The organism is Marinomonas sp. MED121 (assembly GCF_000153025.1).
Classification (GTDB): domain Bacteria; phylum Pseudomonadota; class Gammaproteobacteria; order Pseudomonadales; family Marinomonadaceae; genus Marinomonas.
This window is the reverse complement of sequence record NZ_CH672432.1, coordinates 522799-539435: the sequence shown is the minus strand read 5'-3', so window position 1 is coordinate 539435 and position 16637 is coordinate 522799. Positions and strand designations below refer to the sequence as shown.

Annotated in this window: 13 protein-coding genes; 8 read left to right on the top strand and 5 right to left on the bottom strand. The window is 41.3% G+C overall.

Going from position 1 to position 16637, the window contains the following annotated elements; all coding sequences use genetic code 11:
• Window positions 1-11 precede the first annotated feature (11 nt).
• The 4 genes from prpB (at window position 12) to prpF (ending at window position 6285) form a co-directional block, all read left to right on the top strand.
• The gene (gene prpB / locus MED121_RS17770) at window positions 12-917 is read left to right on the top strand and encodes a methylisocitrate lyase (protein ID WP_009835136.1); all 906 of its coding nucleotides are present in this window, start codon (window positions 12-14) and stop codon (window positions 915-917) included.
• Window positions 918-1042: 125 nt separating this feature from the next.
• Entirely contained in the window at window positions 1043-2170 is a 1128-nt protein-coding gene (prpC, locus tag MED121_RS17765; RefSeq protein WP_347372386.1) for a 2-methylcitrate synthase, read from the top strand.
• A gap of 197 nt (window positions 2171-2367) precedes the next feature.
• On the top strand, window positions 2368-4971 hold the full coding sequence (gene acnD / locus MED121_RS17760; RefSeq protein ID WP_009835134.1) for a Fe/S-dependent 2-methylisocitrate dehydratase AcnD: 2604 nt from the start codon (window positions 2368-2370) through the stop codon (window positions 4969-4971).
• A gap of 135 nt (window positions 4972-5106) precedes the next feature.
• Window positions 5107-6285, top strand: a complete 1179-nt coding sequence (gene prpF, locus MED121_RS17755) for a 2-methylaconitate cis-trans isomerase PrpF (RefSeq protein WP_009835133.1) — start codon at window positions 5107-5109, stop codon at window positions 6283-6285.
• Between the two features lie 132 nt (window positions 6286-6417).
• On the opposite strand, the gene MED121_RS17750 is transcribed toward prpF, so the two are convergent.
• Window positions 6418-8706, bottom strand: a complete 2289-nt coding sequence (locus MED121_RS17750; protein ID WP_009835132.1) for an EAL domain-containing protein — start codon at window positions 8704-8706, stop codon at window positions 6418-6420.
• Window positions 8707-9071: 365 nt separating this feature from the next.
• Entirely contained in the window at window positions 9072-10232 is a 1161-nt protein-coding gene (locus tag MED121_RS17745; RefSeq protein WP_009835131.1) for a BCCT family transporter, read from the bottom strand.
• Between the two features lie 496 nt (window positions 10233-10728).
• Between MED121_RS17745 and MED121_RS17740 the strand changes: the two genes are divergently transcribed.
• Window positions 10729-10986, top strand: coding sequence for a hypothetical protein (locus tag MED121_RS17740; protein ID WP_009835130.1), 258 nt, complete (start codon window positions 10729-10731; stop codon window positions 10984-10986).
• Window positions 10987-11206: 220 nt separating this feature from the next.
• On the opposite strand, the gene MED121_RS17735 is transcribed toward MED121_RS17740, so the two are convergent.
• Window positions 11207-11458, bottom strand: a complete 252-nt coding sequence (locus MED121_RS17735) for a hypothetical protein (RefSeq protein ID WP_009835129.1) — start codon at window positions 11456-11458, stop codon at window positions 11207-11209.
• Between the two features lie 336 nt (window positions 11459-11794).
• Between MED121_RS17735 and MED121_RS17730 the strand changes: the two genes are divergently transcribed.
• Complete coding sequence (locus MED121_RS17730) at window positions 11795-12517, top strand: c-type cytochrome (RefSeq protein ID WP_165474629.1); 723 nt, start codon at window positions 11795-11797, stop codon at window positions 12515-12517.
• Between the two features lie 101 nt (window positions 12518-12618).
• Here the strand turns inward: MED121_RS17730 and htpX are convergent, their stop codons facing one another.
• Both htpX and MED121_RS23850 read right to left on the bottom strand, forming a co-directional pair.
• A complete protein-coding gene (htpX, locus tag MED121_RS17725; RefSeq protein ID WP_009835127.1) occupies window positions 12619-13500 on the bottom strand; it encodes a protease HtpX in 882 nt (293 codons plus the stop codon).
• Window positions 13501-13700: 200 nt separating this feature from the next.
• Entirely contained in the window at window positions 13701-14303 is a 603-nt protein-coding gene (locus MED121_RS23850; protein WP_009835126.1) for a cytochrome b/b6 domain-containing protein, read from the bottom strand.
• Between the two features lie 96 nt (window positions 14304-14399).
• Here MED121_RS23850 and MED121_RS17715 point away from each other — a divergent pair, with 96 nt between their 5' ends.
• A complete protein-coding gene (locus MED121_RS17715; RefSeq protein ID WP_036181010.1) occupies window positions 14400-15302 on the top strand; it encodes a LysR family transcriptional regulator in 903 nt (300 codons plus the stop codon).
• 332 nt (window positions 15303-15634) lie between these two features.
• On the top strand, window positions 15635-16603 hold the full coding sequence (locus tag MED121_RS17710) for a hypothetical protein (RefSeq protein ID WP_009835124.1): 969 nt from the start codon (window positions 15635-15637) through the stop codon (window positions 16601-16603).
• Window positions 16604-16637: the final 34 nt, after the last annotated feature.

Here is a 16637-nt window from a genome sequence, read left to right as displayed (position 1 = left end):
GGACACATATCATGTCACAAGATTCGTCACAAACAAGGTTATCACCTGGTGCTAAGTTTCGATTAGCCCTTAAAAATAACGCGCCATTACAGATTGTCGGCACTATCAATGCGTACTGCGCCATGATGGCAGAACAGTTAGGCCATCAAGCAATTTACTTGTCTGGTGGTGGTGTGGCGAATGCCTCTTATGGTTTGCCTGATTTGGGCATGACATCACTTAACGATGTGATCGTTGATGTTCAGCGTATTACGTCTGCTTCAAGTCTACCTTTATTAGTGGATATTGATACAGGTTGGGGTGGAGCCTTCAACATCGCTAAAACCATTCGTGATATGGAAAAAGCAGGCGCTGCTGCGGTTCATATTGAAGATCAGGTGGCGCAAAAACGTTGTGGCCACAGACCGAATAAAGAAATTGTTTCTGTTGAAGAAATGACTGACAGAATCAAAGCGGCTGTTGACGCACGTATTGATCCTGATTTCTTTATTATGGCGCGTACTGACTCTTTCGCTCAAGAAGGATTGGAAGCGGCAATTGCTAGAGCAAAAGCTTACGTTGCTGCTGGCGCTGATGGCATTTTCGCTGAAGCGGTTAAAACAGAAGAGCATTACCGAGCATTCTCTGAAGCCTTGGACGTGCCGATTTTGGCTAACATTACTGAGTTTGGTCAGACTGAACTATGGAACAAGAAAGAACTCGGTGACTGGGGGGCTGCTATGGTGCTTTATCCTCTTTCTGCTTTTAGAGCCATGAATAAAGCGGCTGAAAATGTGTATCAAACCCTATTAGCTGACGGTGATCAAAAAGCGGCGATTGATAATATGCAAACCCGCATGGAGCTGTATGATTATCTTGGTTACCACGATTATGAGCAAAAGCTTGATCAGCTATTTTCTCAAGGTAAGAACAAATAACTTGATGGTTAAAAAATAACAAAAACGTAAATCAAATTATCAGCATTGCTTTTTGGTAAGTCTGTCTTTATCGAGATGACTTATAAAGGATTGTTTCAAAAGGCTTTGCTATAGGAAAAGGTGTAATTATGACAGCTAAAAAATTAACAGGTGCAGGACTTCGTGGACAAAGTGCGGGCGAAACAGCGCTTTGTACCGTTGGTAAATCGGGCAGTGGCTTAACTTATTGTGGTTATGATGTGTCAGATCTTGCGGATAACGCTAGCTTTGAAGAAGTCGCCTATTTGCTTTTTAACGGTGAATTACCTAATCAAGCTCAGCTTGATGCCTATAAAACTCAGTTAAGGGGAATGCGTAATTTACCCCAGGCGTTAAAAGAAGTCTTACAACGTATTCCTGCTGATGCGCATCCAATGGATGTGATGCGTACCGGTGCTTCTTTCTTGGGTAACCTTGAGCCAGAAGTAGATTTTAATGACCAAGACAAAGCGGCCAATCGCCTTCTTGGCGCTTTCCCTGCGATCATGTGTTACTGGTACCGTTTCTCTCATGAGGGTGTCGAGATTGACTGTAATACAGATGAAGATTCTATTGGTGGTCATTTACTGAAACTCATGAGCGGCAAAACCCCTTCTGATCAGCATCGCCGTGTAATGGATGTGTCTTTAATTCTTTATGCTGAGCATGAGTTTAATGCGTCTACTTTCACCGCTCGTGTTTGTGCCTCTACCTTGTCAGATATGTACTCTTGTGTCACAGGTGCGATTGGTTCATTGCGTGGTCCTTTGCATGGTGGTGCCAATGAAGCGGCGATGGACATGATTGAGAAGTTCAGTTCGCCAGAAGATGCCAAAGTACAAATGGCAGGCATGCTTGAGCGTAAAGAGAAAATCATGGGCTTTGGTCATGCTATCTATAGCACCTCAGATCCACGTAATGTCATCATCAAAAAATGGTCTGAGAAATTGGCTCATGAGAATGGTGATACTTCTTTATATGACATTTCAGTGGCTTGTGAAGAGTTTATGTGGGATACCAAAAAGCTATTTTGTAATGCTGATTTCTTCCATGCATCGGCTTATCACTTTATGGGCATTCCGACAAAACTCTTTACGCCAATCTTTGTGTGTTCACGTCTAACTGGCTGGGCTGCCCATGTAATGGAGCAAAGAGCGAATAACCGTATTATTCGCCCAAGTGCTGACTATACAGGCTCTGAACCTCGTACTGTTAAGCCGATTAGCGAACGCTAAAAAGCCGGATGAGGTTGAGTCAAAAGACTTGGCCTCATCATAATTATCAATTCAATGAATACGCTATAAAACATGTCTAAAAAGCGCTTAGTAAAGCTTTTTTTAGAGTGTTTTGTTGCCTGAAATAACGCTTAAACCTTTATTTAGACAGGCTTGTTTATTCACTGCTTGTCTCTTGATACTGCTGGATAGCTATTATGAATACTTTATATCGCAAACCTTTGGCGAACACTGGCCTAGATTTTTACGACACTCGCGCTGCGGTGGAAGCCATTAAACCAGGCTCATATGCCTCCTTACCTTACACCTCAAAAGTATTAGCGGAAAACTTGGTTCGCCGTTGTGCGCCAGAAGAGCTAACAGCGGCTTTAACGCAAATTATCGAACGTAAGCGAGATTTAGATTTTCCTTGGTTCCCAGCACGTGTTGTTTGTCACGATATTCTTGGACAAACTGCATTAGTTGATTTAGCGGGCCTTCGTGATGCCATTGCTGACCAAGGTGGTGACCCTGCGAAAGTAAACCCAGTGGTACCAACTCAGTTAATCGTTGACCACTCTTTGGCTGTAGAAGCACCGGGCTTTGATAAAGATGCGTTTGAGAAGAATAGAGCGATTGAAGACAGACGTAATGAAGACAGATTCCACTTTATAGAATGGACAAAAACAGCCTTTGAAAATGTCGATGTGATTCCTGCGGGTAATGGCATCATGCACCAGATCAACTTAGAAAAAATGTCGCCAGTGATTCAAGCAAGAGAAGGGGTTGCCTTCCCGGATACCTGTGTGGGGACAGACAGTCACACCCCCCATGTTGACGCATTGGGTGTGATTGCAATCGGTGTGGGCGGCTTAGAAGCCGAAACCGTGATGTTAGGTCGTCCTTCTATGATGCGTCTACCTAATATCATTGGGGTGAAGTTAACCGGTAAGCGCCAGCCTGGTATTACGGCAACCGACATTGTTTTGGCCATTACTGAGTTTTTGAGAAACCAGAAAGTAGTGTCTTCTTACTTAGAGTTCTTTGGTGACGGTGCCAGCAAGCTGACCATAGGTGACCGTGCCACTATTTCTAATATGACACCTGAGTTTGGTGCGTCTGCCGGTATGTTCTATATCGATGAGCAAACGATAGATTACCTTAAACTAACAGGCCGTGAACCAGAGCAAGTAGCACTAGTAGAAGCCTATGCAAAACAAACAGGCCTTTGGGCAGATGATCTTGTTGACGCTCAATATGAAAGAGTACTTGAATTTGATCTATCTAGTGTGTGCCGCAATATGGCGGGCCCTTCTAACCCTCACCGTCGTTTACCCACCACAGAACTAGAATCACGTGGCATTGCAGTAGGGCTTGATGCTGCTAAAGCACAAGAAGCGGATGGGCAGATGCCTGATGGGGCTGTGATTATCGCGGCAATTACCTCTTGTACTAACACTTCAAATCCTAGAAACGTTGTTGCTGCGGCGCTTGTGGCTAAAAAAGCCAATGAGCTGGGTTTAGTGCGTAAGCCTTGGGTGAAAACCTCGTTTGCACCCGGCTCTAAAGTTGCCAAACTCTATTTAGAAGAAGCAGGCTTATTGCCTGAACTTGAAAAATTAGGTTTTGGTATCGTGGCGTATGCCTGTACGACTTGTAATGGTATGAGTGGTGCACTTGATCCTAAAATACAGAAAGAAGTGATCGACAGAGATTTATACGCAACAGCTGTGTTATCAGGTAATCGTAACTTTGATGGCCGTATTCACCCTTATGCTAAGCAAGCTTTCCTTGCTTCTCCGCCTTTGGTTGTGGCTTATGCTATTGCAGGAACAATGCGTTTTGATATTGAAAAAGACATTCTAGGACAGGATCAAGATGGCAATGATATTAGCCTGAAAGATATTTGGCCAAGTGATGAAGAGATAGATGCAATCGTTGCTAAAGCGGTTAAACCTGAGCAATTCAAGCAAATTTATATTCCTATGTTTGATCTTGGCACCATTAAAAAAGCGCCAAGCCCTCTTTATGACTGGCGAGCACAAAGTACTTATATTCGCCGTCCTCCTTATTGGGAAGGGGCGCTTGCCGGTGAGCGTACCATGAAAGGTATGCGTCCGCTGGCAGTATTGGGTGACAATATCACCACTGACCATTTATCCCCTTCTAATGCCATTATGCTTAACAGTGCTGCGGGTGCTTATTTAGATAAAATGGGTCTGCCAGAAGAAGACTTTAACTCTTATGCGACACACCGTGGTGATCACTTAACGGCGCAAAGAGCGACTTTTGCTAATCCTAAACTGCTTAATGAAATGTGCCGTGATGAGCTGGGCGACATCAAACAAGGATCACTCGCACGTATTGAGCCAGAAGGCCAAGAAAGTCGCATGTGGGAAGCGATTGAAACCTATATGGATCGCAAACAACCTTTGATTATTGTTGCTGGCGCAGATTACGGGCAAGGTTCATCTCGCGACTGGGCGGCCAAAGGTGTGCGTCTGGCTGGTGTTGAAGTGATTGTGGCGGAAGGCTTTGAGCGTATTCATAGAACAAACCTAGTTGGTATGGGTGTATTACCGCTTGAGTTTAAAGCAGGTGAGAATCGTCATACTTATCAAATTGATGGCACAGAAACCTATGATGTTATTGGTGATAGAACGCCAGGTGCGACATTAACCCTGATTATTGAACGTAAAAATGGCGAACGTGTTGAAGTGCCTGTGACTTGTCGTCTTGATACTGCAGAAGAAGTGTCTGTATATGAAGCTGGTGGTGTATTACAGCGCTTTGCTCAAGACTTTTTAGCCAATAACGCTTAATTGCACTTTTGTTTAAGTTTAAGTTTAAGTTTAAGTTTATGAGTGGGCTCGCAGCTTTTCTGCCTATTTTCTTGCGGGTCCCACTCGCCCTTTTTATTGCTTTGATTAAAGCATGCCTAATAGAGGTAACTTGGTATGGCACATTTACCACAAGTTAAAATTCCTGCGACTTATATGCGCGGTGGCACCAGTAAAGGTGTATTTTTTAGTCTACAAGATTTACCCGAAGCGGCGCGAGTCCCTGGAAAGGTAAGAGATGATTTATTGCTTCGTGTGATAGGTAGCCCTGATCCTTATGGTAAGCAAACAGATGGTATGGGTGGTGCAACCTCAAGTACCAGTAAGACCGTCATCATTTCTAAATCTGACAAAGCTGATCATGATGTGAACTATTTATTTGGTCAGGTAGCGATTGATAAAGCCTTTGTTGATTGGAGTGGTAACTGTGGCAATTTAACCGCTGCTGTTGGGGCTTTTGCCATTTCTAGTGGCTTGGTTGATGCGGATAAATTACCTGAAAATGGCTTAGCGACCATTAATATCTGGCAAGCGAATATCGAAAAAACCATTATTGCACATGTTCCTATGACTAATGGCGAAGTGCAAGAAACCGGTGATTTTGAACTTGATGGCGTGACTTTTCCTGCGGCTGAAGTCGAAGTGGAATTTGTAGACCCTGCCGACGGTGAGGGCGCCATGTTCCCAACTGGCAACTTGGTAGATCAGCTTGATGTGGCCGAGTATGGTTCTTTTCAGGCAACTTTGATCAATGCGGGTATTCCGACCATTTTCTTAAACGCAGATGAGCTTGGTTATACAGGCACTGAGCTTCAAGATGCAATCAATGGTGATGCAAAAGCATTAGCTAAGTTTGAATCTATCCGTGCTCATGGGGCGCTAAAAATGGGATTGATTCAATCCCTTGATCAAGCAGAACAACGCCAACACACTCCTAAGGTTGCTTTTGTTGCACCGGCTAAAGATTATCAGGCTTCAAGCGGTTCACATGTGAGTGCAAATGATATTGATGTCTGTGTCAGGGCCTTATCTATGGGGAAATTACACCATGCCATGATGGGCACAGCGGCCGTTGCAATTGGAACCGCTGCTGCCATTCCAGGCACCTTAGTGAATCTGGCTGCTGGTGGCACTGAAAGGGAATCAGTGACCTTTGGGCATCCTTCAGGCACATTGCGTGTCGGAGCCAAAGCCAGTGAGACAGAGGGTGAGTGGTCGGTAGATCGTGCGATTATGAGTCGAAGTGCTAGAGTTTTAATGGAAGGTTGGGTGCGGGTGCCCCAGGATGCATTTTAGCTAAATGGCTTTCTACTAAACAAGCGCAAAGCGGCGCCTTATTTGACACCTTTTCCTCATATACCTTTAAGAGCAGACTGAGAAGAGGTGACTTAATCGCAATGCCCCAAGGAATTGGAAGAAGAGATACTACTAAAGGGCGACTTTTCGGGGCAAAAGAGCATCAATCTCTTTTGCACTCGCAGGTTTGCTAAATAGAAACCCCTGAATAATATTTACCCCAAATTGTTTTAACATGGCAAACTGAGCGTCATTTTCCACCCCTTCTAAAACGATTTCATACCCTAGTTTTTGGCCCATTTCTATCATGGCTTTAATCAGGCGAGTTGATTTCTCATCATTTACCATATCATCCACAAAATATTTATCGATTTTTAGCACATCAATAGAAAGGTGTTTTAAAGAAGCAAAAGAGGAATAGCCGGTACCAAAGTCATCTATGGCTATCATTACGCCTAACGCTTTTAGCTTTTTAAACATGGAGAGGTTAGCTTTATTTGTTTGTACTGCACTTTCTGTGACCTCTAACGTAAGCTTACTTACATCAATTCCCGTGGACTTTATGGTCTCAATGATAACTTGATCAAAATCGCTTTCTAAAAAGTGACTAGGAGAAATGTTAACTGCCATGCGTAAGTCTTGTACGCCAGATCGACGCCAATCGACCGCCTGCTGACAAGCCGTTTTAAGGACCCATTGGGTTAAGGGTCTGATCATGCCAATTCTTTCGGCAATAGGAATAAACTCTGTGGGAGGGACATGACCGAGTTGAGGGTGGAACCAGCGAGCAAGGGCTTCAACGCCGAGTATTTTACCCGTCTCAACCGAGGTTTGGGCTTGATATTCAAGGCTTAATGTTTCCGTTTCTATGGCCTCTCTTAATGCTTGCTCCACTTTGAAAGAGTATTCAGCTTGTTGGGTGTATTCAACTTGATAAAAAGCATAGACATTTTTACCTCTATCCTTTGCCGCATATAAGGCTGTGTCAGCGGCTTTAAGCAGGCTGGGTAAGTCTTCGCCATCCGTTGGATATTTTGCAATGCCTAAACTGCAGGTGGGAATAAATCTTCGACTACTTAAAAAGACAGGCTGAGAAATGCCTTCTAAACAAGCGTGGGCAAACTTTATTATTCCTGCTTTTGCTTGCTCTTGAGTGTCTAAAATAATGCAGAACTCATCTCCCCCAAGGCGAGCAATTGTGTGGGTATGACTGGTAATATTAATAAGGCGAGTTGCTATCATTTGTAAGAGCGTATCACCTGCATCATGTCCTAGGCTGTCGTTAATATTTTTAAAATTATCAAGGTCTAAATAGATGAGAGTAAAGTGCTCATTACTCTCTTTTGCTGACTTAATACGCTTTTCTAAGCTGAGATATAATTGAGCACGGCTTGATAGGCCAGTTAATTCATCGGTATAGGCAAGCTCTTTAATGCGCTTTAAATTTTGTTCTCTATCCATGATAATACTGACCAATCTAACGGCAGACACTAAATCATTGAGCTCTTCCTCATTTGGTAAGCCTGGATAGTCATAATACATACCAAAGGCCCCTAAAACTTTTCCGGCAGCATTTTTAACAGGTTCAGACCAACAAGACCTCATGCCATGTGGAAGTGCTAGGTGCTTAACGCTGGCCCATTTAGGGTCTGTGTCTATATCTTCGGTTAGGACTCTTTCTCCGGTATAGCTTGCTGAACCACAGGAGCCGACATTAGGACCAATAGTAGCCCCATGAATTGCCTCGCAATAAGCTTTGGGAAGGCTAGGTGCGCCGCCATACAAAAGCGTGTCTCCTTCAAGGATCAGCATACAGCAGCGCATGCCAGGGTGCCTTTCTTCATACATATAGGCAATTTCATCGTATATTTTTGACGCCGGGTGACCTTTAGCTATCATGGCTAAAATTTTTGTGTTTCTAGCACTGAAAAGTTCGGTTTTTTTGCGTTTGGTGATATCAACATGGGTGCCAATAAGCCTAATGGGAGTATTTTCGGTTTCGTCTAGGACTTTAAAGGCACGGGAGCGAATATAAAGGTAGGAGCCATTTTTATGGCGCATGCGCATTTCGACTTCAAATGCATCTGCTTTATTTGATAGGTAATCTTGCACACGGGTTAGTACAAAGTCTTTATCTTTAGTATGAACCATTGAAGCCCAAGTATTTAGCGAACGATCAAGCTCATGCTCTTCATAGCCCAACATGCTTTTCCAGCGAGGCGAATAATAGACTTTGTCTGTGCTTAAATCCCAATCCCATAAGCCATCACTGGCACCGCGCATTGCAAGTGTAAATCGCTCTTCACTTTTGAGGAGCTCAATTGATTGTTCTTCTTTAGTTAAATTAACATGAGCTAATTCATGGCGTAGTTGGGTTATTTCTGCAATTAATTGAGGTTTGGTTTTTGTGTCATCATTCATTCGATTCCAACCTAGAGCACATAGGGCCTGTTGTGTCTGTTAATCCCTAACCTGAACTATATTTAATGTCTTTATTTGAGCAAGCGATTATTCTTCTTAAGTATTTAATCAATGATTACAGGGTAAGTCATAAAATATGAACTTATATCCATAATTTGTTAATAAGATTAAATTTTAGCAGATAGTTTGTTCGGGAGGATTTGCGGTGGCAGTATTTTTTCTAACGACCTTAACCATTATTGAAATGCAGAATATTAGATAGGGAAGAATTAAGAAGCCATGACCCTTTTTGGCCATGGCTAACGAAATCAGAAAATAGCTACTTTATACTGATTTAGATTGATTAAAGTTTAACTTTTTTCTTCTTATGAGTGAGGAATTGACAATACTTCTTTACGCTTTTTCAAAATGATATAAGTAAAGCAGCAGAAGTATAAAATGATAACCAAAGCACCAACCCACTGAATCTGCAAGAAGTCTAATTTGAAGAGCATGGTTAAAGCGCTCAAGGCAATTAGGTTTCCTAAGATATATGTTGCTTTACCCAGACGCTTGGGTGTTAGCTTCATATTATCACTGTATAAGCGTATCAAGGAGTCTAGTGAGTTAATAACGAAAGTAATGCCCACGACAACCATAGATATTCCTACAAAACCTGAGCTATCTAATCCATTTTCATGATAGAAAAACAGCACGCTGAACCAAACTCCTAAAGGAATAGATGGGAAAATTAATAAGGCTGCTAGTACTTGCCATGTCCTTAGCCCACCAACAAAGCGTGAGGTGAATTGCCCAATCATGATACTCCAAGCAAACCACCAGAAAAGGTAAAACTCATGGTAGTCATTGAGGGGGAGTACGAATTTATGGATATTAACGAAATAATTGCCGATGAGGTTTGCTGCATCAAGCATTTCGCTTGGCCCCATTGCTGCAAGGAACCACATGACAGCAATCAAGGCTAAAAATAACCAGGTTGAGGCGAGACTCAGTATGCGTACATATTTGATGTCTGTGCTGGAAAAGACGGCAGCAATGATTACAGCGAAAACAATGACGTAAAAAGTGGTCACTATACTGCCTTCTTCGCTTAACTCAGGTAAATACCAAGGTAGGTTGGTAAGAAGTAGGTAAGCTGTGAAAGCGCAGGTGCCAATAATCACCACATTATTGATCCACTTTATTAATGGAATTTCAAAAAATTTAACCTTAGGCTCGATGACACAAAAATAGAAGCTGGTTAAGAAATAAAACCCCCAAATGAGGAATCCCCAATAGGCGAACTCGATCGCTAAAGGGTTACTAAAAGCATACTCAGGGCTGGCGGTATGATCTGCATAGCCTGCGAATTCAGTCAGGGGGAACATGATAAGTCCAACATCAAGACCTGATGTGAACAGGATAGCGATAAAGGTAAAGGTTTTGACTGGGGTAACCCCAACACATTTTAAATTACCCCAACGATAGAGGCAAAAGACGATTGCGAGCAGAGTAAAGATTATCCCTGCACTCAATAAGGTGTTCATAAACACTCCTAGCAGTTAAGAAACTTGGTTACTCAGCGCTTACATTAATCAAGATAGAAACGATTTCATTCTAAGCAACTGATTGAATTTTAGTTGTTTTTTTATTGAATTGGTTTTTAATTAAATGATCATTTAATATAAAAATCGCATTGAGCTAATTTAATGTCAATAAAGAGACGTGTGATATGGCTCATACGTCGTTTTTAGTAAGTGTAGAGGGGGGAATCAGCATGCTTCCTTCAAAAGAGGCGTAATGATAAAGCAAAGAGGGCATTAATCAAGACGTGGCTTGGTTGTGTGAGTAATGTTAAAAAAGCCTATCAATCTTAATCTATTGTTTAACGTGTCGCGATTTAAATCGAGTTGATCCAGTTTAATTAGCAATGGTTAATATAGGTGCTATGCCGTATTATCACAGCCTCATTTAAAACCTTTAACCTTGGTTTTCATCTATATCCTTTTATACTTCACTTTTCTAAATAGAGAGATTTAAAACATGTTTCGTATTGGCCTTATTTCTATGTGTTTACTAGTAACAACAAGTGCTGTCACAGGCTTTGAGCTTGATTTAAAAACGGCTAAAAAAGGGCTAGAAAAAGCAAAAGAGTTGGACCTTGATGGAGATAATCAAATTAACCTGTATGAATTTAAAAAAGCGGGTGGAAAAGAAAAGTATTTCAACAAGGCTGATAGTGACAAAGATGGCTTTATTAGCATTAAAGATGCGAAAAAGCAGTTAAAACGGTTTTACTAATTCGCACCCTTAGTCTTGTTTCAACTTTAGAAGGTAAAACCGATATTTCGAACTTGTTAATAATGCCGAGTAGGCATGTCAGAAAAACTAACACACTGCGTTGCCCCTTCTCGCAAGGTACCTAGATTAGGTCAAAGTGGCACCTTGCTTGATACTTTTTCTAATAATACAAAAAAGTAGACTGAGAAGAGGTAACTTATTGGCAGATTTCCTAAGCTTTTTACCTTAAGCCCATCAAGTTTGCCATGACGATATCTTCTTTGTGCCTGTCTTCATACGCCATTTTATGGGCGATATCCTGATCAGACTGACAACAAGGCTTTAGAGACTCTTCCCATTCAGTTTTAGTTATGGCGACAACTTCAACTAATAAGTGCTCAATTTGCTTGGTTAACTGTGCCTGACTAATATCCTTTTCAAACTCTTCCATTAGATTGACAGCCGTCTTTTGGGCAAGTGACTTTATAGACATCCTATCCTCCTTAAAATTTTAAAAATGATAATTTGGGTTTAGACCTAAACTTATTATAGTCAATGAATCTCTTATCATGGGGCCTCTTGGTTGTACTTTTATAAGGGATCAATTTTTAAAGAAATTGATCTAGGTTCGTCTACTAACGGCTTGGTTAATTAAAACTTTGTATTAGTGAAAAGGCTTGTATAAATTGATGGCTGATACAGCCCTATGATCAAGCTAAAGCCTTGTTTAGGGTGCCTTATTAGGCTAATTTTAGGTTTTATTCAGCATGAGGATAATCAGATGGTCATACTGTTCAAGCATTACAAGTGCTTAAGCGGATCAGCGCTAATGCTTTTGCTATTAAACATATTAATCATTAACCATGTTAGCGCCAATCAAACTTCAGCATCAATAAAGGCGACTGGTATTACTAACAAGCAGGTATCGTCTTTGATTAATCGCAAAGATGCTAATGGCCTTACTTGTGTGCAATGCCATGGTTTATCAGGCCATCCTGATATTTCTGAAACCAGTCTCAATCAAGTACCTAACTTAGCAGGACAGGACATGAGCTATCTTTATGACCAGTTGATTAATTTTAAGCTTGGGTATCGAATGGCAACGGAAAAGAAAGGCTTAATGAATTTGTACACGGATAATGAGTTACAGTTAATTGCTCATTACTATGCTGGGCAATCCATTGCTAGGCATAACGATATTGATGTTAGTCTCGATCCTTTACGACATAGTCAAGAAGAGGATGATGCTTGGGCAAAGTTAGGTGCTGTGCTCTATTTAGAGGGAGACGAAAAGAGAGGGATTGAAGCCTGTCAAAATTGTCATGGTGTATATGGTGAAGGACGAATTATTGGGTTAGATAAAACACCTAAAATTACCGGACAGCATGCTCGTTATATTAGGATGACTTTAGAAGGTTATGCAAAAGGCAAACGCACAACGGATGCCTTATATGATAACCAAATGCAAATAATAAGCCGCCTGTTAAATGAACAAGATAGGCGTCATTTAGGTGCTTATATCCAACGATTAACTCCGCCAGTATCGAATTAATGTGAATATAATCTAAATCATAGACACATTCATAGACATATAAAAAAAACGTCCACTCAAAGAGGGACGTTTTAGTTTGTTATTTATTTGCTGATTTAGGCTTAACGATTGGCTAACGCTTTGATCCTGTCATCTAAAGGTGGGTGGCTTGCAAGTAATTCACCAAGAGTAGGGCGTTTACCTGCATTGATACCAAATGCCATCATGGTTTCAGGCATATGAGATACTTCACTCTCTTTTTTGATACGAATCAGTGCCGCCATCATGTCAGACTTGCTGACGAGTTGGGCACCTGCGATATCTGCCTTGTATTCACGGTAGCGAGAGAACCACATCACTATCATAGAAGCCAAAATACCGAATAGGATTTCGAAGATAATAGTGGCAATATAATATCCCCAGCCGACACCACCTTCCCCTTCATCATCTTTACGCAAGAACTGATCAACGGCATAACCTGCAATTCGAGCAAAGAACATGACAAAGGTATTTACCACACCTTGTAATAGGGTCAGAGTCACCATGTCGCCATTAGCAACATGGCCAATCTCATGTCCTAATACCGCTTCAATTTCATTAGGCGGAAATCTATCCATCATACCTTGAGAGACAGCAACCAGTGCGTCGTTTTTATTCCAACCGGTTGCAAAGGCATTCGCATCATGGCTTGGGAAAATGGCCACTTCTGGTGTTTTAATGCCAGCTTTATGGGCGAGTTGTGCGACAGTGTCTAATAGCCACTTTTCCTTGTGGTTGGATGGTGTGCCTATTACCTGTGCTCTGGCACTCATCTTTGCCATTTTTTTAGAAAGCAGGAGAGAAATAATACTGCCGGTAAAACCAAACACAGCACAAAATGCGAGCAGTGAGCCAAGGTTAAGGCCATCACTGGAAATATATCTATCTACGCCTAAGACACTCAATACTATGCTAGCGACTATCATCACAGCGATGTTAGTGGCTAGAAATAATAAAATACGCATTACAATTGCTCCAAAAATTAATCATGGCGACTACGCCCGTTGTGCTTATCATAGGGTCTTAACGTCTTATTTCAAGCCTAAGAATCACCATTAGAATCAGATTCATATTTTTGACACTAAGTTGACACACACCTTGCTGCGAACTCAATTGAATTTGCAGGGGAAACTCGTCATTTTAATTGATAAAACAATCATTTGATTTATTTGCCAGGCGTCATGCTCGACATAACACCATCTTTACGAATGAATTTATGAAATAAGGCGCCACCAATATGAAGCACTAATAACGCCATAAGTAAGTTAATAAAACTTTCATGAAGGCCTCTAATCAATGCAAAGTCAGCCTGGTTATAGCCAGAAGTTGAAACCATGCTTAAATCTATCAAGGTAAAAGGCATCACAGGAAGTTGGTGCATAGTGGCGGTTAAATAGCCTGTTAATGGGATCATAACCAGGCAAAGGTAAAGCGCACCGTGAACCAAGCTAGATACCTTTTTCTGCCAGCTTGGCATGTTATGAGTGGGTCTTTCGCTGCGAATAATAAAGCGCTTTATTAACCTCATCATAATAAAGAGGGTGAGAATTGACCCTATGCTTGAATGACCAATTAACATAGTTATTTTATCTTCTTGGCTAATGGCGCTAGCAAAGCCAAACTTTGCTAATAACATAAGTAGAATAAGGCCGGCGACCAACCAATGCAGTAGCTTATAAACCCTATCGTAGCGATCAACTTTATTTTGTTTAAGCGGGTGTCTTGTGGTTGCGATTTGGTCTGATTTTGGCAAAGTATTAGTTTGCATAATAGGCTCCAATATAGGTTTAAATTGAATAGTTGATTTATTATGACTGTTATTGGAATATTGATAATTAGTCTAATTATGAAAAGATTGTTTTTTATGTCGAACAATGACCTTAACCAAATCCGCATTTTTACCCATGTTGCTCAATTGGCGAGTTTTACAAAGGCCGCTGAGGTGCTTGGTATCGAAAAGTCAACGGTGAGTGCGAAAGTGAGCCAGCTTGAGGCGAGTTTAGGCATACGTTTGTTAGAAAGGACAACTCGATCTGTTAGATTAACGGAAGCGGGTCGAGACTATCTGGCTTATTGTGAGCAAGCCTTGAATACCTTGCAACAAGGTGATGATTATATTCATTCTTTAAGTGGCGAGCCGTCAGGCACCATTCGTTTTTGTGCACCGCATAATTTAATCGATTTTATTTTAAGTTCTGTCATAGAGCCCTTTTTAACGTGTTATCCAAAGGTGAACCTTGAAATTCATCAAGTGAATGGGGATGAGGGGTTTCTAAGTGGCAATTATGATTTGGCGATTCGTAATCACAGGGGGGAAATAAAAGATACCAGCTTAATATGCAGGCCTTTATTTGAAAGCCAATGGGTATTTGTCATCAGTCCTAAACAGCTTGATGAGTTTGGTTATCCAGAGACGCCAGAGCATTTACTATCACAACCTAGTATCGGTTTAAAGAATGCCTCTACAAATAAAACCTATGATCCTCACTTAATTTGGCAAGATCAAAAACTCAATTTTAGGCATCGTTTCGCTGTTGATAATATGCGGACTGTGATTGCCTCTATAAAGCTTGGCTTAGGGTTTGGTATGGTGCCCAAAAATATGGTTAAAGAGGAATTAGCCCAAGGGGAATTGGTGGAAATTATTAAGGATATTGTGATTCCACCAACATCTCTTTATCTGATTTACCCATCCAGAGTGGGGCAACCTGCTAAGTTAATTAAATTTATAGATGCGTTAATGCAATGGTCCAAAATGAATAAATAAAGGTAGTAAAGCAGAGGGTAAGCGATTTAGTTATGATTTATCTTTAGGTCAAGCAGGTGATCACTGCCAAGTATGCTTTTCATCCATTGATGTTTACACAAAATCTCAACCCGAGTCGGTGTGTATTCAACTTGGCATAAAGGGCAATTTACCTCGATATGATGAATAGCCTGATGAATCACTATTGAAAGAAGAATAAAAATGCCAGTCTAAACTAAATCTAAACCATTAGGCCTTGACGCTTTGTTAGGATTTGATCCTATCCTTCCTTAACTAACTTGTAAGGTCTTTAATAACGGTATTTTATGAACGTATTAACAAGGAATAAGCCCATGAAACTACTTGCCATCAGTCTTACTATGTTAGCCATAGCTGGCTGTTCTAAAAGCAATTTACCGGTTACATCAAGCTCACTCTCTGATTATCAAGGTTCTGGCTTTATCAGCCAGGGGCCAGCCAAAACCATCGTCAAAAGTTTATATGAATGTGAACGAGGGAGAGCGCGAATTGCAGGCGTTGGTGAGGTCGACGATGTTAAAGGAAATACCTGGACTGTCCCTAGTGTAAACCACTTTGAATCGGCACCCATAAGTACCGACTTACACAATGAATGTACTGGCTTTCGTCCTGATAACTTATCTCAAGTTAATTTAGGCGCGGTTCCGGTTGTTGAAGTGGATGCTGACGGGGATGTCATTACGGGTTACATCTTTGCGGATAATTATTTTGAGCTTTATATCAATGGCGTAATGGTAGGGGTGGATTCTGTTCCTTTTACTCAGTTTAATTCGAGTGTGGTGAAATTTAAGGTGAAAAAGCCTTATAGCATTGCTGTTAGAGTGATTGATTGGGAAGAAAACCTAGGCCTTGGAACAGAAAGTAATCGAGGCAGTGATTATCACCCAGGAGATGGGGGTTTTATCGCAAGTTTTAGTGATGGCACAATAACGAATGCTGATTGGCAGGCGCAAACCTATTATACCGCACCCGTATATGATTTGGCCTGTTTGAAGGAATCAGGACAAGTTCGACAGTCAAGCGCTTGTACAACTAAAGGCCAAGATAACGGTTTAAGTGCCTATGCTATCCATTGGAAAACCCCAAATAATTGGCAAGCAGAATCTTTTGATTCAAGCAACTGGCCAGCAGCGACGACTTATACTGAGTCAGTCATTGGTGTCGATAATAAAAATGCTTATATGAATTTTAGAGAAAAATTCGCAGGCGCTGGCGCTGAATTTATTTGGTCAACGAATGTCGTGCTGGATAACCAAGTATTATTAAGATATCAAGTCAAATAACCTAAACATGAAAGGCTTCATCCAAGAAGCCTTT